Raw genomic sequence first — 26,748 nt, 5'->3', positions numbered from 1 at the left:
ACCAGGTGCTTCAGCGGGCGGCGGCGATGGCTTTCACCCGCGCCTTGGCCAGCGCTTCGCCGATGGCCGGGCCCTTCAGATGGGTGGTATCCAGATCCCTGGCCTGCACCGACAGCGCTGCCCGGTGCAGGCGCTTGAGCGTTTCGCCCTGCGGGTAGTCGGCATCCTCGAAACCGAGCCGGCCGCGCTTGTCGGCCTCGCAGCACAACGCGATGCGGGCCACGCGTTCCGGCCGGCGCAGCGCATCACAGCGGCCCAGCAGTTCCAGCACGGTGGCATCGCGTAGTTCGTCGATGCGGTGCACGTTCAAGTGCTCGCGGCAGACCGCTTCGGCCAGCTGCTGGTGCTCGGCGGGAATCTTCAACCGCGCACACAGTGCCTTCAGCGGCTTGATGCCGCGCTGCTCGTGCATGATGTGGCGCGGCCATTCCTCCGGCGGGGTCAGGCCCTTGCCGAGATCGTGGGTGAGCGCGGCGAAGCCGACCAGGTCATCGCCGGGGGCCAGCTTCGCGGCCATGTCGCTGACCATTTCCTGGTGGATGCCGGTATCGACTTCCGGGTGGAATTCAGCACGCTGCGGCACGCCGTACAGCGCTTCCAGTTCGGGCAGGATCGGGCCCAGGGCATGCGCATCGTGCAGTGTGCGCAGGAAGGCGGAGGGCCGCTCACTGACCAGCGCCTTGCGCAGTTCCTGCCAGACGCGCTCGGGCACCAGCGCGTCCAGCTCGCCACTGGCGGCGACCTCGCGCATCAGCGCCATGGTCTCTTCGGCGACGGTAAAGCCCAGCGGCGCAAAGCGCGCCATGAATCGGGCCGCGCGCAGCACGCGTAGCGGATCCTCAACGAAGGCCGGGCCAACGTGGCGCAGCACGCGTTGCTCGATATCGCGCACACCGCCATAGGGATCCACCAGCGTGCCGGTGTCTTCGTCACAGGCAATCGCGTTGATGGTGAAGTCGCGGCGCTGCAGGTCTTCGTCCAGCGTCACCGCCGGATCAGCATCGACCACGAAGCCGCGATAGCCGCGGCCGGATTTGCGCTCGGTGCGCGCCAGTGCGTATTCCTCGCCGGTCTTCGGGTGCAGGAACACCGGGAAATCGCGGCCAACCGCTGTGTAGCCCTGCGCTTCCATCTGCGCAGGCGTGGCGCCAACCACCACCCAGTCATGGTCGCCGGCAGGGCGCTGCAGCAGGCGGTCGCGCACGGCGCCGCCGACAAGATAGATCTTCATGGGGGAATGATCGCACGGCCGGCGCAGATGTTCCGGTAGTGCCGGCCGCTGGCCGGCAGCTTCGGAATGGCTGCGGTTGCCGGCCAGCGGCCGGCACTACCAATACAGAGGCATCACGGCAGGCCGCGCCACCCCGAAGCAGCACCCAGGCGGTGCATATTCCGATCGAGGCCAGCCGCCGGCACGACCGCTGTGCGATCAATCGCCGCCCTGCTCGGCGTTGGCGGCGCAGCTGAAGTTCTTGCGCTTGTCCACCAGGCGGCCCATCAGGCGGTCGCTCAGTGGCAGGGCATCACCATTGAGGCGCCAGTCGTAGATCACGCTGAAGGCCAGAACGCGGGCAACGTACTCGCGGGTTTCCTTGTAGCTGATGGTCTCGATCCACAGGTCCGGATCGAAGCCCGGGCGCTGGCCCTGCCAGCGTGCGGTCGGGGTCGGGCCGGCGTTGTAGGCGGCGATGGTCACGTACGGCAGACCGTCGTACTTGTTCATCAGCTGGCGCAGGTAGGCGGTGCCGATGGCAATGTTGGTGTCCGGGTCGTACAGGCTGTCGGCGCCGCCGTAGCCGGTCAGGCCGATCGACTTGGCCACGCTGGCACCGGTGGCCGGCAGCACCTGCATCAGGCCCATGGCATTGGCAGGCGAGCGCGCACGCGGAGTGAAGGTACTCTCGGCGCGGATCTCCGCGGCCACCCAGGCCGGGTCGATCGCGTTGCGTGCCGATTCGCGGCGGATGGTGGCGTCGTGATGCAGCGGGAAGCGCAGGTCGTACAGGCGCTGTTCCTGCGGCTGCTTGCCGAGCGCGAACACGGCGCGGTCGAACCAGCCATTGTCCTGCGCCACGCGCACGGCGAGGCGGCGCTGGGTGTCATCGAAGCGCGACAGCGCGCTGTTCCATTCGGCCACGGCCCAGCCGGCGCGGTCGATCTGGTGCAGCGCCATCGCGCGCTGGATGGCCGGGTCGCGCGCGATCACCGCCTGTGCCTGTGCGCTGTCGTTCGGCTTCCACGGGCACAGGGTGTAGCCCTGCTGCAGCTTGTCGGCGGCGAGGAAGCCGTGGAAGGTCGGCGCGCGCGCGGCCTCGCGGAACAGCGGCTGCGCCTGCTGGGCCTGGCCGGTCTTCTCCAGCATGCGGCCTTCGAAGTAGCGCCAGCGCGGGTCGCTGCGCTGCTTGCTGCCCATCTTGCGAATGGCGGTCAGCGCCGCCGGCCAGTCGCCGCGCGACATCGCTTCGCGCACGCGCCACTCGTGCAGGCGTTCGTCATAGGCCGACTCCGGCACCGCGTTGAGGCGGCGTGCCGAATCGGGCAGATAGGAGGCCACTGTCCACAGCGCGATCTGGTACAGCACCTGGCCCTGCTGGTCGGCACTCAGGCCGAGCGTCTGGGCGTACTGCGGCAGCTGCTGCTCGGTGGCGCCGGGGTCGGCCTTGGCCAGCTTGGCCAGGCCATCGGTGGCGATGCGCCGGCTGCGCTCGTTGCGTGGCCAGTTCAGGGCGCTGGCATTGGGCTTGTCGACAAAGGCGGCGTAATTGTTCGCCAGCGCCAGGTCGGCGGCAGGCAGGCCGCGTGCGGCGCTGCGCATCACCGCCGGTTGCTGGGCATCGGCGGCGGCATCGATGCGTTCCCAGCGCAGGGCGTCGCTCAGGCCACTCTGTGCCTGCAGCACGGCAAAAACGGCATCACAGCCGTCCGGCAGCGACTTGCCGTTCTTGCGCCACAGATCCTGCGCTTCACTGATCCACTGCGGATCGACCTTGCCCGTCACCTGGCGCGCGGTCAGCTGCGCACAGCGCAGGCCGGTGTTTTCGGTGGGCGCCCAGTTGGCCAGCAGGGTCGGCCAGTCCTGGCGGCGTGCGAGCGAGGGCAGCCACACGCTGCGGAAGGTGGTGGCCACGGCCTGGCCGTCGTAGCGCTTGAGGAAGGCCTGGGCCTGCGCGGTATCGACGGTATCGATGTTGCGGCGCAGGTTGGCGTACTCCAGCCAGCCATAGGCCGGGTGACGGCTGAGCGCAGCGGCCTGGCCAGGATCGAACTGGCCGCGTTCGGCGGCTGCGATCGCGGCTTTCAGCTGCGCGTTCTGGGCATCGAGGGACTGGGCATTGGCGCAGCCGATCAGCAGCGTGGTGGCCAAGGGCAGCAGGGACAGGGCGGTCGAAGTGCGTCGGGTCATAGCGGGCAGCATAGCGGGCAATGGCTGAATTCAGTTTCGCATTGCGTGCACGCCCGGCGTCGGCAACGACAGCTGAATGAATCCGCGCAGGCCCTGCCGCACGGCGTTGCAGGCGTCGTAACGTCGGCCTTGGGCGAACGGCCCGGCTGCAGGGAGCGGCACATGGCGTTCAGTAGCGCAGGAAGAAGCGGCCCGCTGGCGGACATCAACGTCACGCCACTGGTGGATGTGATGCTGGTGCTCTTGATCATCTTCATCGTGACCGCGCCGATCGTGGCCCGGCCGATTGCCATTCAGTTGCCACAGGCCACTGATCGCGTGGTCGATCGCCCCGAACCGCCCCCGCCGATCGAGCTGCGCCTGGATGCCTCGAACCAGCTGAGCTGGGATGGCCAGCCGATGGCCATCGACGATCTGCAGGCGCGCCTGCAGGCACAGGCCGGTGAACATGCTGGCAGCCTGCCGGAGCTGCGCATCGCCACCGATCCGTCGGCCGAGTACGAAGGCATGGCGCGGATCCTGGCCGCCGCCGAGGCCACCGGCATGGAGCGCATCGCCTTCGTGCGTTGAGTCCGGCAACGGACGGTCTGCCATCGGCGGGCCGCGCTTCCTGCCGGGGAACGTGGCATGCGATACGGGACACAGCGCGCCACTTCCTTGATGGCCACTCCCAATCTGGCACCGCTGGTGCAGGCGCAGCAGATGCCGCAGCAGCATCGCTCCCCGGTGCATCTGGCGACCGCCGACGACACCGACTATGAAGATATGGCGCGCGTGCTGCTGGCTGTCAGCCAGCATGGGCTGCGCGTCGACGCGCCCGGTCACTAGCGCCGGCATCGACAAGGCCCCTTGATGAGCTGTGGCGGATCTCGGCGCGCGCTGTCGCCACCGGCACCATAGCGAAGGGCGTTGAACAGTACCGTCCGGTTCTAAACGGCCCCCATTTGACGCAAATGGCCGTCAATTGCGTCAATTCCGCGTGAAAGGGTGTCGATCGTCACGCCGTGATTTTTACCGCTTGTTTACAAAGGAGACGCTGCCGCCATGCAGGGGGGAGCGCGGCAGTCCATGTCCCGACATTCCTTTGGAGAGAGAGCGAATGAATCACCTGCACCACCGCCCGTTGGCGGTTGCCGTCGCGCTGTGCGTGATGGCCCTGGCCCCGTTGGGTGCCGCTGCACAATCCACCACCAACCTGGACGCGGTGGAAGTGACCGGTACCCGCATCAAGCGCGCTGAAGTCGAGGGCCAGGTCCCGATCCAGACCCTGACCCGTGGCGACATCGAACGCACCGGCCTGACCTCGATCGGCGAAGTGCTGCAGCAGCTCACCGGTTCCGGCTCTGCGCTCAACGCCAAGTTCAACTCGTCCGGCAACTTCGGTTTCCCGCCCGATGGCAGTGGCGTGGGTGCCGGCTCGGCGCAGGTCGATCTGCGCCACCTCGGTGCCAAGCGCGTGCTGGTGCTGGTTGACGGCATCCGCTGGGTCAACGAGTCGTCCGCATCGGGCGTCGGTGCGGCCACCGACCTCAACACCATTCCGCTGGCCATCGTCGAACGCATCGAGGTGCTGGAAGACGGCGCGTCGTCGCTGTACGGCTCCGATGCCATCGCCGGCGTGGTCAACATCATCACCCGCCGCGACTTCGATGGCGGGCAGGTGACCCTGAACTATGGTGAGTACAGCAAGGGCGACGGCACCCAGAAGGGCGTGGACCTGGCGTGGGGCAAGAGCGGTGATCGCTTCAGCCTGTTCCTGGGCGCCAGCTGGACCAAGCAGGACCCGGTATTCGCCAAGGATCGCGAGCAGTCGCGCTTCCCGATTCCGGGCACCGGCCTGGCCTTCGGCAGCGGCGGCATTCCACAGGGCCGCTTCGCCTTCGTCGACCCCAACACCGGTGCAGAGCAGGACATCGTGCCCAACAGCGGCGTGCCCAACCCGCGCTATGACGGCAGCGCCGGCTGCAACCGCAGCGATGACTACCACTGCTTCACCAGCGCCGACCGCTTCAACTTCGCCGAGTACAACATGGTCCTCACGCCGTCCGAGCGCAAGGGCCTGTTCGGCCAGTTCCGCTTTGACATTACCGACAACGTGCAGTGGTACATCAAGGCACTGGGCAACCGCCGCGAGTCGACCAACCAGGCCGGCCCCGAGCCGCTGTTCTTCGGCCCCGATGGCGCCACCGGCAATCCGTTGGCCGACAACATCGTGGTCTCGCGCCTGAATCCGTACAACCCGTTCGGCTTCGATCTCGTCTCCGGCGACAACATGAGCCTGATCGGCCGCCGCCCGGTGGAAGGCGGTGCGCGCGTGTTCAAGCAGGAGGTCAACACCACCTACGTGGCCACCGGCCTGGTCGGCAACTTCCAGGCCGCCGACCGCAGCTGGTACTGGGACGTCAACGGCATGTACAGCAAGAACAAGGCCGAACAGACCAACTACGGCAGCTACAACATCTACAACGTCAACATGGCCCTGGGTGACCCGGCGGTGTGCGCGGCAACCCCGGGCTGCGTGCCGTTGAACATCTTCGGTGGCGTCGGTTCGATCACCCCGGACATGCTGAAGTGGATCCAGCCGGTGGTGCGCGACCGCAGCCAGAACGAGCTGAGCCTGTTCACCGCCAACCTGTCCAGCGACCTGTTTACCCTGCCGGCGGGTCCGGTATCGTTCGCCAGCGGTTACGAGTACCGCAAGTACAAGGGCTGGTACCAGCCGGATCCGCTGACCGTGATCGGCCACTACAACGGCGTACCGTCGCAGCCGACCTCCGGTTCCTACGACGTCAACGAGGCCTACCTGGAGCTGAGCGTTCCGATCTTCGCCGACTCGCCGCTGGGCAAGAAGCTGGACCTGAGCCTGGCCGGCCGCTATTCGGACTACTCCACCTTCGGTGGCGAGTTCACGCCCAAGTACGGCCTGCGCTGGCAGGTGACCGATGACTTCGTGCTGCGTACCACGTACGCCGAGGGTTTCCGCGCACCGTCCATCGGCGAACTGTACGGCTCGGCCGCACGTGCCGACCTGCAGCTGTTCGATCCATGCTCGGTGGGCCTGGGCGGTACGCCACCACGTGGCAGTGCCGCCAATTGTGCCGCGCTGGGCGTGCCGGCCGGCTTCCAGCAGGCCAACTCGCAGATCTCGGTGACCACCGGCGGCAATCGTGATCTGGAACCGGAGCGTTCGCGCAGCTTCAGCACTGGCTTCGTGTGGAGCCCGTGGTTCGGCAACAACGCGTCGTGGTCGGAGCGCTTCGATGTGGAGGTGACCTTCTACCGCCACGCCATCGATGGTGCGATCCAGGCCATCAACGCGCAGACCCAGCTGGACCTGTGCGTGGACACGCTCGACCCGGTGTACTGCGATGGCATCACCCGCGCCAGCACGGGTGCGGTGAGCAGCTTCAACAACCGCCTGACCAATCTGGGCTCGATCAAGACCGACGGCTGGGACGTGGACCTGTTCTGGACGTTGCCGCAGACCTCCTTCGGCCAGTTCAAGCTGGCCTGGAAGAACACGTTCGTCGGTCGTTACGAAGCCACCGGCGCGGCCGGGCAGAAGCAGCCGCAGAAGCCGGGCGTGGAAGTGGCCGACAGCTCCATTCCGGAGTGGACCAGCAACGCCAGCATCGCCTGGACAATGGACCGCTGGAGTGCGAACTGGACGGTGCGGCACATCTCCGAGCTGACCGAGAACTGCGGCGATGCCGTGGCATTCCCGGTGTGCAGCAACCAGGCCGACGGCACCAACACGCTCTCGGCCACCACCTTCCACGACATGCAGGTGGGCTACAAGATCGACTGGATGAAGGGGCTGCAGCTGACCGCGGGCCTGAACAATGTGTTCGACAAGGATCCGCCGATCTGCCTGTCGTGCTCGTTGAACGGGTATGACGCCTCGACCTACGACATCCCGCGTGGCCGTTACTGGTACCTGCGCGCGGACCTGCGGTTCTGATGTGAGGGGGGCAGCGCCGGTCAGTTCCGGCGCTGCCTTGCGGATGTAGCGCCGAGCCCGCGCTCGGCTGATTCTCTGAGCCGGGCATGGGATCGGCGCTACAGGTGCGGGGTGGTCGTACCCCGCGTCTGATCAGAATGCCCAGGTGAACGTCAGCGAGCCATTGCGGCCATCGCCGTAGGCACCGTAACCGGTGATCTGCGAGTAGTACTTCTTGTCCAGCAGGTTGTTGAGGTTGGCCTGCACGCTGAACTCCGGCGAGATGCGGTAGCGCACGAAGGCACTGACCAGTGCGTAACCTTCCTGCTCGAAGCGGCCGACGACCGGCGCGGCGTAATAGATGCGGTTCTGCCAGTTGGCACCGCCGCCGACGGTCAACGCCTGCAGCGACTGCGGGGTGTAGCTGGTGAACAGCTTCAGTGCGGTCTGCGGCAGGTTGGTGTTGATGTCGGCGCCGTTGATGTCCTTGGCCACGTAGCGCGAAGCGCCGAAGGTCGCGTTCCAGCCCGGTGCCAGTTCGCCGTTCACTTCGAATTCGAAGCCACGGCTGACGGTGCCGCGTGCGGCGATCGAGGCGAACTCACCCGGACGGCCGATGATCGGCTCGCTGGTGATCTGGGCGACGTTGTCCTGCTCGATGCGGAACACCGCCAGCGAGGCGTTCAGCCGGTTGTCGAACCAGGCACCCTTGACGCCCACCTCGTAGCTCTTGCCGTCGACCGGGTCGAGATAACGGTCGTTGCGGTCGCGGGCGGTCTGCGGCTGGAAGATCTCGGTGTAGCTGGCGTACGCGGAGTAGGTATCGTTGATGTCATACACTAGGCCGGCGTACGGGGTGGTCACCTTGTGTTCGCGGTCGTCGTTCTCGCCTTCGCTCTTCCAGTTGGTGTAGCGCGCACCGAGGATCAGCTTCAGCGGATCAGCCAGCGACAGACGGGTGGCGGCATAGCCGGCCTTCTGGGTGATGGTGCCCTGGCTGGCCAGCGCCAGCGGGTTCCAGTTCGGCTGGGCGATGTTGCCGGTCCAGTCGAGATAGGAGCTGAAGGGATTCCAGCCGGTGCCGGGGCCACCCATCTGGAAGTCACCGTAGTTGGCGAATTCGCGTTTGTTGTAGCTCAGGCCGGCCATGAACTGGTGCTCGCGGCCGAACAGCTGGAACGGGCCGTCGATGTAGCCATCGATGCCATCGACCTTGCGCTCGGTGTTGTAGAAGCCGGCCATCGGCGTGACGCCGGTGCCGGTGGCCTTGTCGAACGCGGTGTAGGACGGATAGAACAGCTTGTCGTCGGCGTTGGTGCGGTCGTGGGTGGCGCCGATCCTGAACTTCCAGCCGTTGCTGAAGGCGTGCTGCAGGGTGGCGAACGCACGCTTGCTGGTAGTGTCCCAGTAGGTCCAGTCCGGCGACGGATTGAACGAGGTCGGGTAGTTGGTCGGGCTGCCATCGGCGTACCACATCGGGAAGCCGCCCCAGGTCGCACCATTGGCGCGCTTCTGCTGGTAGTCGTAGCCCACGCTCAGCTGGGTGTCCGGGGTCAGGTCGGCATCGATGACGGCGTAGCCCAGCGTCTTGCGCTGGTTGTAGCGGTCCATCTGGCCATCGGTATCCAGATAGCTGCCGATCACGCGCCCGCGCACGGTGCCGCTGGCATTGAGCGCGCTGCCCACATCCACGGTGGTGCGGGTGCGGCCCCAGCTGCCCACGTTCACCGACACGCTGCCGGCCAGTTCGGCGCTGTCGGCGTGCTTGCGGATCAGGTTCACCGAGGCGGACGGATTGCCGGCACCACTGAGCAGGCCGGTGGCACCACGCACCACTTCCACGCGGTCGTACAGCGCCAGATCCAGGCCGGAATCACCGTAGCTCCAGTTCTGCACCATCTGCGTCGGCAGGCCGTCGAACTGGTAGGCATCGATGTAGAACCCGCGCGCGTAGAACTCGGTGCGCTCGCTGTCGGACTGGGTGCTGGTCACGCCGGTGGTGTTGGCCAGCACGTCGATGATGTCGTCCAGGTTCTGATCTTCGATGCGCTGGTGGCTGATGATGCTGATCGACTGAGGGATCTCGCGCGGTGCCAGGTCGAAGCGGGTGCCGGCCGAGGTACGGCGCACCGAATAGCCTTCGGCGCGTTCGCCCTTGACCACCACCTTGTCGAGGGTGGTCGGATCGGCGGCGGTGTCGGCGAAGGCGGCCGGGGCCACGGCGCAGAGAACGGCGAGCACGGCAACGGACAGCCGTTGCGGCTGCGGGGTACGGAAGGCGGAACGGGTCATGGGGGTCCTGGACGAGCACGCGCGCTCGGCCGGCATCCAGAAGGCGAGGCGCTACGGGTAGGGGGAGGGCGGGCAGGCCGTCCTGGCGCCACCGGAAACGAAAGAAATCGTAATACGAACTATTCCTATTTACAAATATTGAACGAATCGACCCGATGATCCGGGTGTGGGCTGGGTCAGCGCAGCAGCGGCAGTGGATCGCGGGCGCCGTCGGCGCCGTAGATGCCCCAGTGCAGGTGCGGCGGCGTACCCTTGGCGTTGCCGCTGTCGCCGACGTGGCCAAGCAGGTCGCCGGCCTGGACCACCTGGCCGCGCGACAGACCCTCGGCCCAGCCCTCCAGATGCGCGTAGTAGTAGCGTTCGCGCCCGGGCCCGATCACCCACACCTGGCGGCCACCGAGGCCGCGGTCGCTGACATCCACGACGACGCCGGCGGTGGCACTGCGCACCGGGGTACCGCGCTTGGCGAAGATGTCGATGCCGGCGTGGGAGCGGTCACGGCCGCGTGGGGCGCCGAAGGTATCGGCGATCTGGCGGGGCCGCACACCTTCCACCGGCACCGGAAGCTCGGTGGCCGGAGGCATCCGCGAGAGTGTCCACAGCAGTTTCGGCGCAGCGGCCCATGGGCTGTTCCACAGTGCCATGGCGGCAACGATCGCGATGACCAGCCACAGGCCGCGCAGCAGCCAGCGGCGCAGGCGACGGGCGGGGGAGGGCGATGTGTTCATGGTCTCCGACTGTAGCGCCGAGCCATGCTCGGCGGCTGTTGCTTTGCGGTCAAAGCGCAGTCGAGCATGGCTCCGCGCTACAGAACCGGGTCCAGTGGCACTTCGAAACTGCGCTTCAACGTTCCCAGTGCAACCGAGGTGCGGAAGCGCTCGATGTTGTCATCGCCACCGAACAGCCGCTCGGTGATCGCCTCGTACTCTTCCATCGACGCGGCCGACACCAGCAGCAGGAAATCGCCGTCGCCGGTGATCGAGTAGCACTGCTGCACCGCCGGGTCGTCCTGCACGCGGCGCTTGAACGGCGCCACGCGTTCGCGCTGCTCGCTGACCACGCGCACCTCGACGATGATGGTCAGCGGTCGCCCGACCTTGGCTGCGGCGACTACCGCCACGTTGGCCGCGATCACACCGCTGTCCTGCAGGCGTTTGATGCGGCGCTGCACGGCTGGGGTGGACAGGTGCACGGCCTCGGCGATCTCGCGCTGCGGCAGGGTGTTGTCCCGCTGCAGCAGGCCGAGGATGGCGCGGTCGAAGCTGTCGAGCACGGGGGCGGTAGCCATGGTGAGCAGAAGTTGCACGAACGGGCTGTCAATTGAGCCAAGTGCTCGGCGCGGGCGCAATAGACTTTGCCCATGCAGACCTCACGACTCGCGCCGATGTTGCCGGCGCTGGCGGTGCTTGGCTCGGTCACCTCGCTGGCCATCGGCACCTCCTACGCAAAACACCTGTTCCCGCTGATCGGCGCCCAGGGCACCAGCGCGCTGCGCGTGGGCTTCTCGGCGCTGTTGCTGCTGCTGTTCTGGCGGCCGTGGCGCTGGAAGACCGGCCGCGCGGATGCGATCACCCTCCTGCGCTACGGGCTCACCCTGGGCCTGATGAACCTGCTGTTCTACATGGCCCTGCGCACGATTCCCTTCGGCATCGCGGTGGCCATCGAGTTCACCGGGCCGCTGACGGTGGCGATGCTGTCATCACGGCGACCGATCGACTTCGTCTGGGTGGGCTGCGCAGTGGTGGGGTTGTTGCTGCTGCTGCCGCTGGGCGGCGGCCCGGCGCTGGATCCGGCCGGCGTGCTGTATGCGATGGGCGCAGCGGCGTGTTGGGGGCTTTACATCGTGTTCGGCAAGCGTGCCGGACACCTGCACGCCGGGCATTCGGTGTCGCTGGGGCTGCTGGCGGCTTCGCTGGTGGTGGTGCCGGTGGGCGTGGTGCATGCCGGCACCGCGCTGCTCGATCCAGAGATCCTGGCCGCCGGCCTGCTGGTGGCGCTGGTCTCCAGCGCGATCCCGATGTCGCTGGAGATGATGGCGCTCAAGCGCCTGCCAAAGGAGACCTTCGGCATCCTGATCAGCATGGAGCCGGCGGTGGCCGCGCTGTGGGCGATGCTGCTGCTGCACGAACACCTGCACGGGCTGCAGTGGCTGGCGATCGGCTGCACGGTGCTGGCTTCGGTGGGCAGCACGATGACCGCGCGGCGATTGAAGGTGCCGGTGGTCCAGGCCGGGTAGCGGCAGAGAGCGTGCGGACCAACGGTCCGCACCCACCAGAGCGGCGTGCGGACCAGCGGTCCGCACCTACCAGGGGGGCGGTTCAGCGCAGGGCGTCGGCCGGGACGTCGATCTGCATCGCCAGGGCGAGGTGATCGGAGAACGCGGCCGGCACGGCTTCCACGGTGCGGGTCTGCAGGCCACTGCTGACCAGGATGTGGTCGATGGCGCGGTCGGGGCGCCAGCTGGGGAAGGTCGGCACGATGCAGCCGGGCGGTTGCAGTCGGGTCTTCTGGTACAGCACCTGCATTTCCGGGCGTTCGGCCAGACAGTTGAAGTCGCCCATCAGCACCGCGTTGGGGTGGTCGGACAGCAGCTCGGCGATGAAGCCCAGCTGCGACATCCGCGATCCCGCGCCCAATGACAGATGGGCCACCGCCACCGCCAGGCCGTCGGCACCATCGCCGAACTTGGCCAGCAGCACGCCGCGCCCGCCGATGCGGCCGGGCAGGGCGTGGTCCTGCACTTCCACCGGTTCCAGCTTGCTCAGCAGGCCATTGGCGCTGGAGGCGACCCCGCCCATGCGCCGGTTCGGCTGGTGGCTCCAGTAGTTGAAGCCGGCGCGCTGGGCCAGGTAATGGGTCTGGTTGGTGAAGCCCGAGCGCAGGCTGCCCGGGTCGGCCTCCTGCAGGCCGACGATGTCATGTTCGCGCGCCAGGGTGGCGATCGCGTCCAGGCTGCTGCGCTTGCGACCCGCCGGCAGCGCATGTGACCAGCTGCGGGTCACATAGTCGCTGTAACGGCGGGTACTTGAGCCGGCCTGGATGTTGGCCGTCAGCAAGCGCAGGGTCCGTGTACGGGGGGAATTCACGGCCGGGAAATGCTTCTCTTGGATCAGTGAGCCTGGGCCGCGCCGCGTTCGCGGGCGATCAGGTGGTCGGCGATGCGCAGCATGTCCGGGAAGCTCTTGCCCTTAACCAGGTACTTGCCGTTGACGATGATCGACGGGGTGCCGCTGATCTGGCTGCGCTGGGCGAACTGCTTGGCCGAGTTGGTCTTGGCGTTCACCGCGAAGCTGCCCATGGTGGCCGCGAACTGCTTCGGATCGACGCCGTAGGCGGCGTAGAACTTGGCGATGTCTTCCACCGAGTCACGGCCGCGCTCGCCCTTCAGGGTCTTCTGCGAGTGGATTGCGGCGTACAGCGCTTCGTGGGTCTTCTCCTGCACGCCCAGGGTCTGCGCGGCGTAGAAGGCACGGGCGTAGTCATCCCAGGTGCCGCCGAACATGGCCGGCACGTAGACGAAGTTCACGTCGCTGGGCAGGCCGGCCTTCCACGGGCCGACCAGCGGCTGGAACGCGGCGCAGGCCGGGCAGACGTAGCCGAAGATCTCGGTCACTTCGATCTTGCCGGCGGCCGGCTGGAACGGCTGACCGTTCGGGATCACCTGGTAGTCGGCACCTTCCACCGGAGCCGGGCCGGTCAGTGCGGCGGTGGTCGGGGCCGGCGCGGCGGCCGGAGTTGCTTCGGCCGGAGTCTTCTCGCCTTCAGCGGCAGCCGGCGCGGCGCCTTCGCTGCCCGCCGCCGGTGCGGTAGCCGGTTCGGTGGTCGTGGCCGGGGTTGCTGCCGGTTCGGCGGGGGCCGCGGTGGTGTTGGTGCTGCCGTCGTCGGCCTTGCAGGCGGCCAGGATCGGCAGCAGCGCTGCGAGGGCGAGGGCGTAACGGATCTTCATGGAAACGTCTCCAGCATCTGGAAAGGTGGGGCCGGCGGCAGGCGCCGGCCAAGGGGAAATGATGACACGCGGCGGCGACAACGCCGTGTCGGTGGTGGGTGTTGGTTCAGCGGCCGCGGGCGGCGCGCGCCTGCGCGATCAGCGCCGAGGCAATGCGCAGCTGGTCGTCGAAGCTGTTGCCGCGCACCAGGTACTGGCCATTGATGATGATGGCCGGGGTGCCCGGAATCTTGGTGCGCTGGGCGAACGCGCGCGCGGCCTCGACCTTCTTCTGCACGGCATCGCCGCGCAGGGCCTGGATGTAGCGGTCCGGGGTCACGCCGTAGGCCTTGTAGAAGGTGGCGAGCTCATCGGCGGAGACGTTCTGCATCGGCAGCGAACCCTGCTCGTGCAGGGCCTTGAACACGGCGGCATGGCTGCGCTTGGCCACGCCGACTTCGTCGGCGGCGTAGTAGGCCAGTGCCCAGGCATCCCAGGCACCGCCGAAGGCCGCCGGGACCGGGGTGAAGCGCACGTCGGCCGGCAGCTTGGCCGCCCAGGCTTCCAGCTGCGGTTCGAAATGGGCGCAGTGCGGGCAGGTGTAGCCGAAGACTTCGACCACCTCGATCTTGCCGGCCAGCGGCTGGAACGGGCCCGGCTGGGCGATGCGCTCGTAGTCTTTGCCCTCGACCAGCGGGGCATTGGCGGGGGTGGCGGCGCAGGCTGCCAGCGGCAGCAGCACCAGCACGGACAACAGCAGGCGGGAAATCAACCTCATCGACACGCATCTCCGTTGAAAAAAGCAACGCCGGCGCAGCCGCCGGCGTGAAGGAAACATACCGCAGCCGTGGGCCGGCGTCGCGGCCCGGGCCGACCAGTGGTGGTCAGGGGGCGGCAGCCGGTTGTGTTGGCGTGGCCGTGGTGGCCACATCGTCGGCCTTGTTGTGCAGGCCCTGCAGGTAGCTCGACAGCGCCTGCACCTCCTGCTCGCTGAGCTTCTGCGCGACCGTGGCCATGATCTGGAAGTGTGCCTTGTCGGTCTCGTTGGTCTGGCCGGCCTGGTACTCCTGCAGGCGGCGCGCGACATAGCTGGCGTGCTGGCCACCGAGATGCGGATAGGCCGGGCCGGGATTGCCGGCACCGCTGGGGCCATGGCAGGCCATGCAGGCCGGCAGGCCACGCTTGGCATCGCCGCCGCGGTACAGCTGCTGGCCGATCTCGTAGAACTTCATGCCCTTGTAGGGGCCGTCGGCGACCGCCGTGTCATCGGCGATGCCGGCGTTGGCCTTCTGCGTGGCGAAGTAGGCGCCGATATCACGCATGTCCTGCGGGGTGAGGTTCTGCACGAACGGCACCATCGCCACCGCCGCGCCGGAACTGCGCTGGCCGTTGGCGATCAGGGCCATCTGCTGGGCCACGTAGCGTTCGCTCTGGCCGGCGATGGACGGATACATCTCGACCGTGGAATTGCCGTCGGCGCCATGGCAGGCCGCACAGGCCGAAGCCTTGGTCTGGCCAGCCTTGGCATCGCCCCAATGGGTCTTGCTGAAGTCCACCTCCAGCGAGGCGGTGTTGATCGGCCCGTTGTCGGGCAGCGGGGTCAACGTGGTCTGCGCGAACGCAGCAGCGGCAACGACTACGGCAGTGGCAAGGGCGGATACGGCAAGAACGCGAGCGTGGCGCATGCTAAAGCTCCGTATGGACCGGGCCGGGCGGTGGCCGCCGGCATCGCCCGGATTATCAACGGCGTTTCCGCGCACGGTCAACGCAGCAGTGCAGCAAAATGCCCGCCACGGCCGCCGGCACGGGCGCGCGGCGCCGCAACATGCGATCCTAGGCACATGTCATTGCTCATCGAACGCGCCCGTTACCACCTTTCGGCCCACAACGTGCGGCAGCTGCCGCCCGATGAAGGGGCCGAAGTGGCCTTTGCCGGCCGCTCCAACGCCGGCAAGTCCAGTGCGCTCAACGCGCTGACCCGCCAGAACGCGCTGGCCCGTGTCTCCAAGACGCCCGGCCGTACCCAGCAGCTGGTGTTCTTCCAGATCACCCCGGAAGCCCATCTGGTCGACCTGCCCGGTTACGGCTACGCCAAGGTGCCGCTGGACCTGCAGGCGCACTGGCAGGCCTTCATCGACCGGTATTTCCGCACCCGCGAGGCCCTGAAGGGGCTGGTGGTGGTGATGGACATCCGCCACCCGCTGAAGGACTACGATCGGCAGATGCTGTCCTATGCCGTACAGCGCGGCATGCCGGCGCACGCCCTGCTGACCAAGGCCGACAAGCTCAGCCGCAGCCAGCAGATGCAGACCCTGCAGAAGGTGCGCAAGGAACTGCACTCGGCCTACGGCGACAGCGTCAGCGTGCAGGTGTTCTCCGGCGAGGACCGCACCGGCGTGGACGAAGCCCGCGGCGTGATCGGCGGCTGGCTGGGGCTGGAATAAGGTATTGCCGGTCGCCCGGCTGGCAGCCGGGCGCTACCCGATCGGGTGGGTGCCGACCTTGGTCGGCACACCCTCACAACGGCGAATACTCCGCCGGCACCCACGCATAGGCCTGGCTCTCGCTGCGCACATGGCCCAGGCCCGGGAACGGCAGGTGCGCACCGGCCACCCACCAGCCGTTGGCGGTGGCCTGCTGCAGCAGCCCGCGACGGCTGGCGATGGCCGCCTTGCGGTCCGAATCGGCCTCGAACGCGGCCTCCGGGTGCGCGAACTGCACCGCATGGAAGTGCAGCACGTCGCCCCACACCAGCAGTGACTGGCCTTGGCTGTCGAACCGGTAGGAGACGTGGCCGGGGGTATGGCCATGGGTGTCCATCGCCACCGCGCCGCCGGGCAGGGCATCGCCGGGGTTGAACGTGCGCAGGTGGCCACTGGCCTGGTACGGCGCCACCGCGTTGCGCGCCAGCGGGAAGGCGAAGCGCACACCCTTCGGCGCGGAAGCCTCGCTGGCCGGGTTGAGCCAGTAGTCGGCATCGGCCCTGGACAGCCACACCGTGGCATTCGGGTAGGCCGGCTTGCCCTGCGCATCGAGCACCCCGCACAGGTGGTCCGGATGGGCGTGGGTCAGCAGCACCTCGTCCACCTCGGCCGGGTCCACGCCGGAGGCGCGCAGGTTGCCCAGCACCTGGCCCAGGCCGGGGCCGAAGCACTGTGCGGTGCCGGTATCGACCAGGGTCAGGTGGTTGCCCTGGCGCACCAGGAACGCGTTGATTGCGGTCTGCAGGCCCTTCTTGTCTTCCGGTACGTAGCGGCCTTCCAACAGGCGGCTGACCAGTGTCGGCGGCACGTCGACCACTTCCTGCCGGCCCAGCGCGACCACGCCGTCGAACAGGGCGGTGACCTGCAGCGCACCGACGCGCTGGTGGTAGACGCCGGGCACCTGCTGGGTGGGCGCGGGCGAGGTGGCTTCGGCCAGCGCCGCCAGTGGCAGGGCGGACAGGGCCAGCAGCAGGGCGGTGCGTAGGGGCAGTTGGCGCAGGGTCATGAGGGTTCTCGGTGGATGATGGGCGGTTCCGTTGGCCTAGCGTGCCGTGACTGGCGTGCGCACGGCGCTCAAACCACTGCGTGGAATGCTCAGGGAAGGGGGTGTTGTCTGCAGGGCTGCGCCCTGCACCCGCAGAGGCAACAGCAACAGCAACAGCGATCTATCCGTGGGATGGCGGGGTGGGTCCGGTTGCGGGAGACGCCGTAAACCCATCCATGGGGGCTTGGCCGCGGCATCCATGCCGCGGACACTCCCGCAACCGGACCCACCCCGCCTTCGACAGTTTTCCGCGAACTGTTGGAGATGCTCTTGGGGTCAGATCCGTTTTCCGCAGGAAAACGGATCTGACCCCAGATCGATTTCGATATCTGACAGAAAAATCGTGTCGACCAAGGTCGACACCTACCAACAGCAGCAGGAATCTGTCAGAGGTGGGGCGGTGTGGGTGGGCAGGACCGTTGGCGCCATGGATGGCGCCATCGAGCCCCCATGGATGGGTTTACGGCGTGTCCTGCCCACCCACACCGCTCCGCCGTCCCACGGATAGCCGCTGTTGCTGTTGCTTCGGCCGTTGCTCTGGCTCGTAGCGGGTGCAGGGCGCAGCCCTGCCGACCCCCCTCAAATGTCTGTGGGAGCCAGCCCGTACTGCTCGGCAAAGCGCTTGCTGAAACTGGCCGCAGAGCGGTAGCCCGCGCGTGCGGCCACGGTCTTCAGCGGCAGGTCGGTGGTGTAGAGCAGCTGCATGCCATGCGCCAGCCGGGCCTCGGTGAGCAGCTGGCGCAGGCTGGTGTCCTCGGCGGCGAGCCGACGGCGCAAGGTCGCGCCGCTCAGCGCGAACAGCGCTTCCACATCGCGCGATTGCCAGTCGCGAGCGGGTTCAGCGGCGATGCGGTCGCGGATCTGTTCGCCCAGGCTCGGCGCCTGCGGCAGCAGCAGGTTGCCGTGGCCCTGCCGGCACAGGGTCAGTACCAACGAGGCCAGGGCCAGCCGCGCTTCGCTGTAACGGCCGTCCTGCAGCGATTGCCGCCACTGGCGCAGCACCGCGCCATGATCGATCAACGGCAGCCGCGCCATCGCATGACCGGCGGCGGGAAGCTCCCCGCTCCACAGCGTGCGTGCGGCCGCCAGCACTTCGGCACACAGCGGCACGATGGCGCTGAGGTAGCGGCCACTGCGTGGGTCGGGGGTGTTGACCACATCGATGCGGCAGCGCTGGGTCAGCAGCAGGATGTCGCCGGGCATGAACTCCAGCGACTGGTGCGCGGTACGCACCTGCTTGCGTCCTTCCAGCAGGATCGCAAACTGTGGTTGTGGAATCTCCACCGAGCTGGCGCCATGTTCGCGCCGAGCGGTGATGCACGCATAACCTTCGGCGCGTGCGCAGCCGGCCAGGCTGGCCATCTCGGCCAGCAGTGCGGTGGCCGGTGGCAGCATGGCGGTCATGACACGTGGGCACCGAACAGGCGACCGACGCCGGCCGCCGCGGCCATCGCCAATGCGCCCCAGAACATCACCCGGATCGCGCCGCGAACCGGCGGTGCGCCGCCGGCCCTGGCCGCCACTGCGCCGGTCAGGCACAGGCCGAGCAGGGTACTGGCCGTGGTCATCAGTGCGACCCTGTCGACCGGCGCGAGCAGGGCGGTCAGCACCGGCAGCGCCGCGCCACAGGTGAACGCACCGGCCGAGGCCAGCGCTGCCTGCAGCGGGCGGGCGCGCAGGGTATCGGTGATGCCCAGTTCGTCGCGGGCGTGGGCACCCAGCGCATCATGGGCGGTGAGCTGTTCGGCCACCTGCCGTGCCAGCGCAGGCTCCAGGCCGCGGTGGCGGTAGATCGCGGCCAGCTCCTCCAGCTCGCTGTGCGGATTTTCGCGCAGCTCGCGCTTTTCCATTGCCAGGTCTGCGTCCTCGGTGTCGGCCTGGGTCTGTACCGAGACGTACTCGCCGGCGGCCATCGACATCGCGCCGGCCACGGTGCCGGCCACGCCGGTGGCGAGGATGGTGGTAGCGGAGGCGCCGCCGGCGGCCACGCCGACTACCAGGCCGGCCACCGAGACGATGCCATCATTGGCGCCCAGCACGGCGGCACGCAGCCAGCCGACGCGCTCGGAGCGGTGCAGTTCGGGATGTCGTGAATGGCGGCTCATGTCGTTGAGTGTACGAGGGTCAAGAGGGCGTCGGTAGGATGCTGAAACCCGTCACCGTCGCATGACGCAACGGGGTGCCACGCTATAGTGCGCCCTTGCGATGGAAGGCCCCGGGCCCCACATCCCCTGCCACTGTCCAGCGAGCCACCCCCTTGTCGAGCCCCAGCCACGTCGCCGATACCCCCATTACCGACCGCTCGCAGCTGGTGGAGGTGATCGCCTCCGGCGAGAAACCCCGTGCGCAGTGGCGCATTGGTACCGAGCACGAGAAGTTCGGATTCCGCCTGGATGACCTGCGGCCGCCGACCTTCGAGGGCGAGCGTGGCATCGAAGCGCTGCTCAACGGCCTGGTCCGCTTCGGCTGGGAGCCGGTGCAGGAGAACGGCAACACCATCGCCCTGCTGCGCGATGGGGCCTCGGTGACGCTGGAGCCGGCCGGTCAGCTGGAACTGTCCGGCGCGGCGCTGGAGACCATCCACCAGACCTGCGTGGAGACCGGCACCCACCTCAACGAAGTGGCGCAGGTGGCTGGCGAACTGCAGTTGGGCTTCCTCGGCATGGGCTTCCAGCCCAAGTGGAAGCGCGACGAGATGCCGTGGATGCCCAAGGGCCGCTACAAGATCATGCGTTCGTACATGCCCAAGGTCGGTTCGCTGGGCCTGGACATGATGACCCGCACCTGCACGGTGCAGGTGAACCTGGACTACGCGACCGAGGCGGACATGGTGAAGAAGTTCCGCGTGTCGCTGGCGCTGCAGCCGATTGCCACTGCGCTGTTTGCCGATTCGCCGTTCACCGAAGGCAAGCCGAACGGCTACCTGAGCTATCGCTCGCACATCTGGACCGACACCGACGTCGATCGCACCGGCATGCTCGACTTCGTGTTCGAGGACGGCTTCGGTTACGAGCGCTATGTCGATTACCTGCTCGACGTGCCGATGTATTTCTCCTACCGCGATGGCATCTACCACGATGCCAGCGGGCAGAGCTTCCGTGATTTCATGCAGGCCAGGCTGCCGGTGCTGCCGGGCGCGCTGCCGACGCTGCGCGACTGGTCGGACCACATGACCACTGCGTTCCCGGAAGTGCGCCTGAAGAAGTACCTGGAAATGCGTGGTGCCGACGGTGGCCCGTGGAGCCGCCTGTGTGCGCTGCCGGCGTTCTGGGTGGGCCTGCTGTACGACGACACCGCACTGGATGCCGCCTGGGACCTGGTGCGCGACTTCACCCTGGCCGAGCGCCATGCGCTGCGCGATGGTGTACCGAAGCATGCGATGAATCTGCCGTTCCGCAACGGCACGGTGCGCGACCTGGCCCGCGAGGCGGTGAATATTTCGGTGGAAGGCCTCAAGCGCCGTGCTGCGCGCAATGCCGATGGCCAGGACGAGAGCAAGTTCCTGGACGTGCTTCAGGAGATCGTCGAATCCGGGCTGACCCCGGCCGAGCGCAAGCTGGCGCTGTTCCATGGCCGCTGGCACGGCGATGTCGATCCGGTGTTCCGCGAGTTCGCGTACTGAGTGGATTGCGGTAGTGCCGGCCGCTGGCCGGCAGCCTGGCAGGGTCGCCGGCCAGCGGCCGGCACTACCAGAAGAAAAACCCCGGCATTGCCGGGGTTTTTCATTTCCAGATCCGTCCTGGTTCAGGCCGCGTTCTTCAACGTCGCCATGTCGATCACGAAGCGGTAGCGCACATCGTTCTTCGCCATGCGTTCCCAGGCTTCGTTGACGTTCTTGATGTCGATCATCTCCACATCGCTGACGATGCCGTGCTCGGCACAGAAGTCCATCATTTCCTGGGTTTCGGCCATGCCGCCGATCGCCGAGCCGGTCAGGTGCTTGCGGCCGAAGATCACGCTGCCACCGGTCAGCGGCGGGTCCAGCTCGGTCAGCACGCCGACCAGGCACATGGTGGCCTCGCGCTTGAGCAGGCCCATGTAGGGGTTGGTGTCATGGCCGACCGGGATGGTGTTGAGCAGGAAGTCGAAGCTGCCAGCGTGCGCCTTCATCTGCGCGGCGTCGCGCGAGACCAGCACTTCATCGGCGCCCAGGCGCTTGGCGTCGGCACCCTTTTCAGGCGTGGTGGTGATCATCACCACGTGCGCACCGAGCGCCTTGGCGAACTTCACGCCCATGTGGCCGAGGCCACCCAGGCCGATCACGCCGACCTTCTGGCCCGGGCCGACTTTCCAATGGCGCAGCGGCGACCAGGTGGTGATGCCGGCGCACAGCAGCGGCGCGGCGGCCTTCAGGTCGAGGGTGTCGGACACCTTCACCACGAAGCGCTGCTCGACCACCACGTGGTCGGAATAGCCGCCGTAGGTCGGTGCACCGCTTTCGCGTTCACGGCCGTTGTAGGTCCAGGTCGCGCCTTCGGCGCAGTACTGCTCCAGGTCGTGCTCGCAGGCATCACAGTGGCGGCAGGAATCGACCATGCAGCCGACGCCGGCGTGGTCGCCGACCTTGAAGCGGGTGACGTTGCTGCCGACTTCGGTGACGCGGCCGATGATCTCGTGGCCCGGCACCATCGGATAGATCGAGCCACCCCAGTCGTCGCGGGCCTGGTGCAGGTCGGAGTGGCAGATGCCGCTGTAGAGGATCTCGATGCGCACATCGTCAGGGCCGACCGCGCGGCGTTCGAACTCGTACGGAATCAGCGGGTCGGTATGTGAATGGGCGGCGTAACCACGGGCGAGGGACATGGGGAATCCTTGGCAGGGTTTGTCGAAAGGCGTTTTACAATACGCCCCGTTCCCAGCGGCAAGAAGCGCGGATATCGGCATGATTCATCAAGTGGAACTGCACAATCATGGCCACTGACAACCTGACCCACCTGGCCGCGTTCGCCGCGGTTGCCCGTCATCGCAGTTTCCGCCGTGCCGGTGCTGAGCTGGCCCTGTCGACCTCGGCGGTGAGCTATGCGATCCGCGCACTGGAGGAACGGCTGGGGGTCGGCCTGTTCCATCGCACCACCCGCAGCGTGGCCCTGACCGAGGCAGGGCAGCGCCTGCTGGAACGCCTGCAGCCGGCGCTGGGGCAGGTGCATGACGCGCTGGAAGAGATGAACCAGTTCCGCGCTGCGCCGGCGGGGTTGCTGCGGATCAATGCGACGCGGGCGGCGGTGGCGACCCAGCTGGGGCCGCGGCTGGCGCGCTTCCTGCACGCCCATCCGGACGTGCGGGTGGAGCTGACCGAGAACGATGGCCTGGTCGACATCGTCGCCGAGGGTTACGACGCCGGCGTGCGCCTGCATGAGTTCGTGCCCGAGGACATGGTGGCGGTGCCGATGGGGCCGCCGCTGCGCGGCTTGATCGTCGGTTCGCCCGAGTACCTGCGGCGCCGGCCGGCACCGCAGCATCCGCGTGATCTGGCGGCACACGAGTGCATCCGCTTCCGCTTCGCCAGCGGGCATCTGTACAAGTGGCAGTTCGAGCGTGCTGGGCAGGCGCTGGAAATCGACGTGCCGGGGCGGCTGACACTGGGCGAGCAGGGCACCGTGGTCGGCGCAGTGCTCGATGGCATCGGCCTGGCCTATGTGCTGGAAGACACCGCACGGCCCTACATCGAATCGGGGCAGATGGTGGCGGTGCTGGAAGACTGGAGCGAACCGTTCGCCGGCTTCGCGCTGTATTACCCGAAGCAGCGGCAGATGCCTGGTGCGCTGCGTGCGTTCGTGGATATGCTGCGGGAGTGATGTGAAAGGCGTGGAGGAGATTCTTGCTGGGATGCAATGTGCGAATCCCGAGACAGATTCACCTTGGCATTCACAAGCACGCTCTCGGCTATCGAGCGCGTTTCCGGTCGGGTCACCTGTCTGCGCGTTTGTGTTTGCGAGTGAGGGTTAGGGTTAGGTTCCAGTACTGGCCAGGACGTGTACTCGGAAGGTCACTCGAAAATATCCGCTTGAACTGAAGCAGAGTGGCTAACAAGTCCTTCGTTGTCGGAGTTGGGAATCGCTCGCAACGTAGCCCACATACGATCAAAGTGGGGCGAAGCAGGCAAGATGTATGGACGTCATCGCGCGTCATAGCTCGCGTGGTGTAAGCGGCGCTGCTGGAAATTGTTCACTTTCAAATATCAAAAGATGTATTGACTTGCCATGAGTGTCTTGATCTACTCCATACGAACCTTCGGCATGGACTGTACGAATGGCGCTTTTCAGGGACGAAGTCATTGCAGCAAAGCGAATGCAGCAGAGAGGTGCTCTGCTCGTCGCGACGCCACCTTCAGTTCGATGGATCGCCATTGCTGGTGTGGTTTTTCTTGCCGCCATCGTCGCCGTCCTTTTTTTTGCGGACTACACCAGGCGTGAGAGGGTTGGCGGTGAGCTTGCATCCTCGGATGAAGGGCAGAACGCGCTGTCGCGCGTTTCAGGCGTTGTGACGCATGTTCTTGCCCGTGAAGGGCAGGCGGTGAAAAGCGGGCAGGAAATAGCGCGTATTTCATTAGACGTCGGTGGTGATGGAGGCATCGGCGCCTATGCTGAGGTACGGCGGAAGCTGCAACAGCAGCATGAGCGCCTTAGGGCAGAAATCGACGATAAGGTCCAGCTTCAGAAAGGGGAGCAGGAAGCGTTGCGGCAGCGTGCTCGCAATATCTCTTCACGTATTGCTGCGTTCGACAGAGAAATTGAGTTGCAGCAAAGCCTTATAGCCAGTGCCAGCGCACGGTTAGAACGGTTCAAGCCGTTGGTGAAGGAAGGGTATGTATCCGGAATGCAGATGGAACAGCAGGAAGCTGCTGTCGTCCAGGCCAAGACAAGCTTGTCCTCGTTGCAGCGTGAGCGCCTTCAGTCTGGCCAGGATCTGGCCACGGTAAACAGCCAGATTCGACAGTATCCACAGCAGAGTCGTAATGATCGTAGTGAAGTCGAGCGGACATTGATTGGCCTCGAACAGGAGTTGGCCAAGAACGAAGCGCAGCGCGAAGTTGTTATTCGTGCTGCCCGGGATGGAATGGTCGTCAATTTGTTGATTGCTGATGGCGTATCGGTTGTTGCGGGGCAACCTTTGTTCCAGATTGTGCGTCCGGGCTCGCCGCTTGAGGCACGGCTGTTCGTTGAAAGTCGCGCAGTAGGTCTTCTGCAGGCAGGGCAGCGCGTTGTCATGCGCTATCCCGCATTCCCATATCAGAAGTTCGGACAGCAGTGGGGGACAATAAAATCAGTCTCGACCAAAGGGTTGCGTGCGGCCGAGTCAGCAGTGTTCACTGACAATCCCGGTCAGCGTGAGAAGATGGCTCCGCTCTATCAAGTGGTTGTTGCCCTTGATGACCAGAGCATCGCAGCAGGTGGAGGCCATCTCGCCTTGCGCTCTGGTATGCAGGTCGAAGCAGATCTGCTGATTGAACGACGGAAGATCGTGTCGTGGCTGCTTGATCCCCTGGCAGGGATGCAGAAGCGCATGGCAAATGGTAGCGAAGCGCGATGACGGTCATGCCGCCTATCGATCTGCGCCTACTGAGTCGAACACGAGGTGTTCTGCCGCAGATCATGCAATCAGAATTAGCCGAATGTGGTCTTGCATGCATCGCAATGATCGCGCGCTATCACGGGCATGACGTTGACATGCTCGCACTTCGGCGAAAATTCCCTGGATCGCTCAAGGGGGTTGATCTTGCCCGACTTGTGGAGATGGCTGCGGCGCTGGATCTTTCCGCCCGAGCACTGCGCATCGAGCTCAACGATCTGAAGCGGGTGCAGGGGCCCTGTATTCTGCACTGGGATCTTGACCATTTTGTGGTCCTCAAGCAGGCCACACGATCCGGGATTGTCATCCATGATCCAGGTTTCGGAGTCCGTTCACTGACATGGGATGAGGCGTCGCGGTCCTTTACTGGGATTGCTCTGGACGTTCAGCCATCCACGTCATTCGAGGCGATCAGTGATCGCGTACATATTTCCATCGCTGCTCTGGTGGGAAGAGTTGCGGGAATCAAGCGTGCGCTGGGATTCATCGCGCTGCTTGCATTAGTTCTTGAAGTTTGTGTGATCGCGGCGCCATTCTACGCGCAATGGGTTGTGGATCAGGTGCTTCTGAGTGCCGATAGGGACTTGCTGACGGTCCTGTTTGTTTCATTCATATTGCTTTCGCTGTTCCAGGTGGTCTTCTTTGCCGCGCGGAGCTGGGCGGTAGTCTGGTTTGGCGCCAATTTGAATCTGCAATGGAGTGGCCGCGTTTTCGGGAAGCTTCTGGAGTTGCCGTTGTCATGGTTTTCCAGGCGCCATGTCGGTGACGTCATGTCAAGATTTGCATCTATGCAGTCGATTCAGCGGACTATATCCACTCAGTTTGTCGAGGGCATTCTGGATGGAGTGATGTCGCTCGCAATCCTGGCAATCCTGATGGTGTACAGCATCAAGTTGACCGCCGTTGTTGTGGGCTTCTTTGCGATCTACTTGCTATTGCGCTATGGAATTTTCGGATGGATGAGGCGGGCGACGGAGGAGCAGGTCGTTCAAGCCGCAAGACTGCAGTCCGAGCTGATGGAAGCCGTGCGTGGAGCTCAATCAATCAAGTTGAATGGCAGTTACGCCGAAAGGCGTTCCAGATTTGCCAATGTTCTTGTAGCGACGACGAATCGTGATGTCGAGGTTCAGAAGATCGGGGTGATCTACAATTCCGTACGCCAATGGCTGATTATGGCGTCAAGAATTTTTATCATCTGGATTGCTGCGACGCAGGTTCTGGACGGCAGCTTCAGTACAGGCATGCTGGTTGCGTTTGTCGCCTACGCAGACATCTTCGCGACGCGCGTGTCGCAGCTGATTGATCGGATCATGGAATGGCGCATGCTCGGTCTGCATGCAGAGCGGGTCGCAGACGTAGTGCTCTCTGAGCCTGAGGCAGATCTGGTCACTGAGCACGCCGGTAGCATTCCAGATTTTTCGCTACAACTGCGATCAGTTGGTTTCCGTTACGCGCCCGCTGAGCCACGTGTTCTCGACGGGCTTGATCTCTATGTCGAGGAGGGGGAGTCGGTCGCGTTGGTGGGTCCTTCCGGTTGCGGCAAGTCGACGCTGGCGCGCATCATGCTTGGTTTGATTCAGCCTGAAGATGGTCAGGTTCTGCTTGGTGGGATCGATATCAGGCATATTGGCCTTCAGAAATATCGAAGCTTCGTTGGTGCGGTCATGCAGGACGATCAGCTGTTTGCTGGCTCAATTGCCGACAACATCGGATTCTTCAGTCATTCGGCAGATCCCGAGCGAGTGGAGCAGGCCGCGCGCTTGGCTGCCGTTCACGAGGACATAGTGCGCATGCCGATGGGATACGGCAGCCTGGTAGGGGATATGGGATCGGCGCTTTCCGGTGGTCAGAAGCAACGGATTCTGCTCGCGCGCGCGCTGTACCGACGTCCCAGGGTGCTGATCCTGGATGAAGCGACTAGTCACCTCGATGTTGATCGTGAGGCGGAGGTCAACCGCGCCATCGCTGGTCTGCGTATTACTCGAATTATCGTTGCGCATCGTCCGGAGACCATTCGGAGTGCTGATCGCGTAATTGAGTTTCCCGCAGGAGTTAGCTGCGGACCAAGACGATCTTCGCGGGCATGATGCC

General features: G+C 65.8%; 22 protein-coding genes. 9 read left to right on the top strand and 13 right to left on the bottom strand.

Features of this window, described 5'->3' with window-relative positions:
• Nucleotides 1-10 precede the first annotated feature (10 nt).
• Together ACSYHF_RS17110 and ACSYHF_RS17105 are read right to left on the bottom strand one after the other, a co-directional pair.
• Nucleotides 11-1,231 carry a multifunctional CCA addition/repair protein gene (locus tag ACSYHF_RS17110; RefSeq protein WP_447575837.1) on the bottom strand — a complete coding sequence of 407 codons (1,221 nt, stop codon included), beginning with the start codon at nt 1,229-1,231 and terminating at the stop codon, nt 11-13.
• 198 nt (nt 1,232-1,429) lie between these two features.
• The gene (locus ACSYHF_RS17105) at nt 1,430-3,415 is read right to left on the bottom strand and encodes a transglycosylase SLT domain-containing protein (RefSeq protein ID WP_447575836.1); all 1,986 of its coding nucleotides are present in this window, start codon (nt 3,413-3,415) and stop codon (nt 1,430-1,432) included.
• Nucleotides 3,416-3,565: 150 nt separating this feature from the next.
• Between ACSYHF_RS17105 and ACSYHF_RS17100 the strand changes: the two genes are divergently transcribed.
• From ACSYHF_RS17100 to ACSYHF_RS17090, 3 genes are all read left to right on the top strand, one after another.
• Nucleotides 3,566-3,973, top strand: coding sequence for an ExbD/TolR family protein (locus ACSYHF_RS17100; protein ID WP_005419303.1), 408 nt, complete (start codon nt 3,566-3,568; stop codon nt 3,971-3,973).
• 90 nt (nt 3,974-4,063) lie between these two features.
• Nucleotides 4,064-4,231 (top strand): hypothetical protein, encoded by a 168-nt coding sequence (locus tag ACSYHF_RS17095; protein WP_005419301.1) that lies wholly within the window; start codon nt 4,064-4,066, stop codon nt 4,229-4,231.
• Nucleotides 4,232-4,553: 322 nt separating this feature from the next.
• Nucleotides 4,554-7,364: a TonB-dependent receptor gene (locus tag ACSYHF_RS17090; RefSeq protein WP_425520252.1), complete on the top strand. Its 2,811-nt coding sequence runs from the start codon at nt 4,554-4,556 to the stop codon at nt 7,362-7,364.
• Nucleotides 7,365-7,496: 132 nt separating this feature from the next.
• Here the strand turns inward: ACSYHF_RS17090 and fhuE are convergent, their stop codons facing one another.
• The 3 genes from fhuE to ACSYHF_RS17075 form a co-directional block, all read right to left on the bottom strand.
• The gene (gene fhuE, locus ACSYHF_RS17085; RefSeq protein WP_447575835.1) at nt 7,497-9,635 is read right to left on the bottom strand and encodes a ferric-rhodotorulic acid/ferric-coprogen receptor FhuE; all 2,139 of its coding nucleotides are present in this window, start codon (nt 9,633-9,635) and stop codon (nt 7,497-7,499) included.
• A 176-nt stretch (nt 9,636-9,811) separates the two neighbouring features.
• Nucleotides 9,812-10,363, bottom strand: a complete 552-nt coding sequence (locus tag ACSYHF_RS17080) for a M23 family metallopeptidase (RefSeq protein WP_005419296.1) — start codon at nt 10,361-10,363, stop codon at nt 9,812-9,814.
• Between the two features lie 77 nt (nt 10,364-10,440).
• Nucleotides 10,441-10,923, bottom strand: a complete 483-nt coding sequence (locus tag ACSYHF_RS17075; protein ID WP_032954522.1) for an Lrp/AsnC family transcriptional regulator — start codon at nt 10,921-10,923, stop codon at nt 10,441-10,443.
• A 72-nt stretch (nt 10,924-10,995) separates the two neighbouring features.
• On the opposite strand from ACSYHF_RS17075, the gene ACSYHF_RS17070 reads away from it, so the two are divergent.
• Nucleotides 10,996-11,871 (top strand): EamA family transporter, encoded by an 876-nt coding sequence (locus ACSYHF_RS17070; RefSeq protein ID WP_080375111.1) that lies wholly within the window; start codon nt 10,996-10,998, stop codon nt 11,869-11,871.
• Nucleotides 11,872-11,953: 82 nt separating this feature from the next.
• Here the strand turns inward: ACSYHF_RS17070 and ACSYHF_RS17065 are convergent, their stop codons facing one another.
• The 4 genes from ACSYHF_RS17065 to ACSYHF_RS17050 all read right to left on the bottom strand — a co-directional run bounded on the left by ACSYHF_RS17065 (nt 11,954) and on the right by ACSYHF_RS17050 (nt 15,245).
• Nucleotides 11,954-12,691, bottom strand: a complete 738-nt coding sequence (locus ACSYHF_RS17065; RefSeq protein ID WP_005419292.1) for an endonuclease/exonuclease/phosphatase family protein — start codon at nt 12,689-12,691, stop codon at nt 11,954-11,956.
• Between the two features lie 53 nt (nt 12,692-12,744).
• Nucleotides 12,745-13,581 carry a thiol:disulfide interchange protein DsbA/DsbL gene (locus ACSYHF_RS17060; protein WP_005419290.1) on the bottom strand — a complete coding sequence of 279 codons (837 nt, stop codon included), beginning with the start codon at nt 13,579-13,581 and terminating at the stop codon, nt 12,745-12,747.
• Nucleotides 13,582-13,687: 106 nt separating this feature from the next.
• Nucleotides 13,688-14,338, bottom strand: coding sequence for a thiol:disulfide interchange protein DsbA/DsbL (locus ACSYHF_RS17055; protein ID WP_005419285.1), 651 nt, complete (start codon nt 14,336-14,338; stop codon nt 13,688-13,690).
• A 106-nt stretch (nt 14,339-14,444) separates the two neighbouring features.
• Nucleotides 14,445-15,245 carry a c-type cytochrome gene (locus ACSYHF_RS17050; RefSeq protein WP_005419283.1) on the bottom strand — a complete coding sequence of 267 codons (801 nt, stop codon included), beginning with the start codon at nt 15,243-15,245 and terminating at the stop codon, nt 14,445-14,447.
• Nucleotides 15,246-15,401: 156 nt separating this feature from the next.
• Here ACSYHF_RS17050 and yihA point away from each other — a divergent pair, with 156 nt between their 5' ends.
• Nucleotides 15,402-16,004 carry a ribosome biogenesis GTP-binding protein YihA/YsxC gene (yihA, locus tag ACSYHF_RS17045; RefSeq protein WP_111128274.1) on the top strand — a complete coding sequence of 201 codons (603 nt, stop codon included), beginning with the start codon at nt 15,402-15,404 and terminating at the stop codon, nt 16,002-16,004.
• A 73-nt stretch (nt 16,005-16,077) separates the two neighbouring features.
• Here yihA and ACSYHF_RS17040 read toward each other — a convergent pair whose 3' ends face one another.
• The 3 genes from ACSYHF_RS17040 to ACSYHF_RS17030 form a co-directional block, all read right to left on the bottom strand.
• Nucleotides 16,078-17,049 (bottom strand): MBL fold metallo-hydrolase, encoded by a 972-nt coding sequence (locus ACSYHF_RS17040; protein ID WP_095377932.1) that lies wholly within the window; start codon nt 17,047-17,049, stop codon nt 16,078-16,080.
• A 618-nt stretch (nt 17,050-17,667) separates the two neighbouring features.
• Complete coding sequence (locus tag ACSYHF_RS17035; RefSeq protein WP_065185384.1) at nt 17,668-18,492, bottom strand: helix-turn-helix transcriptional regulator; 825 nt, start codon at nt 18,490-18,492, stop codon at nt 17,668-17,670.
• A complete protein-coding gene (locus ACSYHF_RS17030) occupies nt 18,489-19,193 on the bottom strand; it encodes a VIT1/CCC1 transporter family protein (protein WP_005419279.1) in 705 nt (234 codons plus the stop codon). The genes ACSYHF_RS17035 and ACSYHF_RS17030 overlap by 4 nt, the downstream gene beginning before the upstream one ends.
• Nucleotides 19,194-19,345: 152 nt before the next feature.
• On the opposite strand from ACSYHF_RS17030, the gene ACSYHF_RS17025 reads away from it, so the two are divergent.
• A complete protein-coding gene (locus ACSYHF_RS17025) occupies nt 19,346-20,710 on the top strand; it encodes a glutamate--cysteine ligase (RefSeq protein WP_005419277.1) in 1,365 nt (454 codons plus the stop codon).
• Nucleotides 20,711-20,832: 122 nt separating this feature from the next.
• On the opposite strand, the gene ACSYHF_RS17020 is transcribed toward ACSYHF_RS17025, so the two are convergent.
• Nucleotides 20,833-21,891: an NAD(P)-dependent alcohol dehydrogenase gene (locus ACSYHF_RS17020; RefSeq protein ID WP_206620398.1), complete on the bottom strand. Its 1,059-nt coding sequence runs from the start codon at nt 21,889-21,891 to the stop codon at nt 20,833-20,835.
• Between the two features lie 107 nt (nt 21,892-21,998).
• Between ACSYHF_RS17020 and ACSYHF_RS17015 the strand changes: the two genes are divergently transcribed.
• The 3 genes from ACSYHF_RS17015 (at nt 21,999) to ACSYHF_RS17005 (ending at nt 26,744) form a co-directional block, all read left to right on the top strand.
• On the top strand, nt 21,999-22,883 hold the full coding sequence (locus tag ACSYHF_RS17015) for a LysR family transcriptional regulator (protein ID WP_005419273.1): 885 nt from the start codon (nt 21,999-22,001) through the stop codon (nt 22,881-22,883).
• Nucleotides 22,884-23,337: 454 nt separating this feature from the next.
• Nucleotides 23,338-24,618 (top strand): HlyD family secretion protein, encoded by a 1,281-nt coding sequence (locus ACSYHF_RS17010; protein ID WP_005419270.1) that lies wholly within the window; start codon nt 23,338-23,340, stop codon nt 24,616-24,618.
• 5 nt (nt 24,619-24,623) lie between these two features.
• Nucleotides 24,624-26,744 (top strand): peptidase domain-containing ABC transporter, encoded by a 2,121-nt coding sequence (locus tag ACSYHF_RS17005; protein WP_111127561.1) that lies wholly within the window; start codon nt 24,624-24,626, stop codon nt 26,742-26,744.
• Nucleotides 26,745-26,748 lie beyond the last annotated feature (4 nt).

Source organism: Stenotrophomonas maltophilia group sp. P373 (assembly GCF_053295075.1).
Note: the sequence above shows the minus strand (reverse complement) of the source record. Positions and strands in the feature narration are given on the sequence as shown.

Excerpts from the sequence above, each read along its gene's own strand:
- ACSYHF_RS17110 (WP_447575837.1), bottom strand. The coding sequence starts at position 1,231 with ATGAAGATCTATCTTGTCGGCGGCGCCGTGCGCGACCGCCTGCTGCAG.
- ACSYHF_RS17105 (WP_447575836.1), bottom strand. The coding sequence starts at position 3,415 with ATGCTGCCCGCTATGACCCGACGCACTTCGACCGCCCTGTCCCTGCTG.
- ACSYHF_RS17100 (WP_005419303.1), top strand. The coding sequence starts at position 3,566 with ATGGCGTTCAGTAGCGCAGGAAGAAGCGGCCCGCTGGCGGACATCAAC.
- ACSYHF_RS17095 (WP_005419301.1), top strand. The coding sequence starts at position 4,064 with ATGGCCACTCCCAATCTGGCACCGCTGGTGCAGGCGCAGCAGATGCCG.
- ACSYHF_RS17090 (WP_425520252.1), top strand. The coding sequence starts at position 4,554 with ATGGCCCTGGCCCCGTTGGGTGCCGCTGCACAATCCACCACCAACCTG.
- fhuE (WP_447575835.1), bottom strand. The coding sequence starts at position 9,635 with ATGACCCGTTCCGCCTTCCGTACCCCGCAGCCGCAACGGCTGTCCGTT.
- ACSYHF_RS17080 (WP_005419296.1), bottom strand. The coding sequence starts at position 10,363 with ATGAACACATCGCCCTCCCCCGCCCGTCGCCTGCGCCGCTGGCTGCTG.
- ACSYHF_RS17075 (WP_032954522.1), bottom strand. The coding sequence starts at position 10,923 with ATGGCTACCGCCCCCGTGCTCGACAGCTTCGACCGCGCCATCCTCGGC.
- ACSYHF_RS17070 (WP_080375111.1), top strand. The coding sequence starts at position 10,996 with ATGCAGACCTCACGACTCGCGCCGATGTTGCCGGCGCTGGCGGTGCTT.
- ACSYHF_RS17060 (WP_005419290.1), bottom strand. The coding sequence starts at position 13,581 with ATGAAGATCCGTTACGCCCTCGCCCTCGCAGCGCTGCTGCCGATCCTG.
- ACSYHF_RS17055 (WP_005419285.1), bottom strand. The coding sequence starts at position 14,338 with ATGAGGTTGATTTCCCGCCTGCTGTTGTCCGTGCTGGTGCTGCTGCCG.
- ACSYHF_RS17050 (WP_005419283.1), bottom strand. The coding sequence starts at position 15,245 with ATGCGCCACGCTCGCGTTCTTGCCGTATCCGCCCTTGCCACTGCCGTA.
- yihA (WP_111128274.1), top strand. The coding sequence starts at position 15,402 with ATGTCATTGCTCATCGAACGCGCCCGTTACCACCTTTCGGCCCACAAC.
- ACSYHF_RS17040 (WP_095377932.1), bottom strand. The coding sequence starts at position 17,049 with ATGACCCTGCGCCAACTGCCCCTACGCACCGCCCTGCTGCTGGCCCTG.
- ACSYHF_RS17035 (WP_065185384.1), bottom strand. The coding sequence starts at position 18,492 with ATGACCGCCATGCTGCCACCGGCCACCGCACTGCTGGCCGAGATGGCC.
- ACSYHF_RS17030 (WP_005419279.1), bottom strand. The coding sequence starts at position 19,193 with ATGAGCCGCCATTCACGACATCCCGAACTGCACCGCTCCGAGCGCGTC.
- ACSYHF_RS17020 (WP_206620398.1), bottom strand. The coding sequence starts at position 21,891 with ATGTCCCTCGCCCGTGGTTACGCCGCCCATTCACATACCGACCCGCTG.
- ACSYHF_RS17015 (WP_005419273.1), top strand. The coding sequence starts at position 21,999 with ATGGCCACTGACAACCTGACCCACCTGGCCGCGTTCGCCGCGGTTGCC.
- ACSYHF_RS17010 (WP_005419270.1), top strand. The coding sequence starts at position 23,338 with ATGGCGCTTTTCAGGGACGAAGTCATTGCAGCAAAGCGAATGCAGCAG.
- ACSYHF_RS17005 (WP_111127561.1), top strand. The coding sequence starts at position 24,624 with ATGCCGCCTATCGATCTGCGCCTACTGAGTCGAACACGAGGTGTTCTG.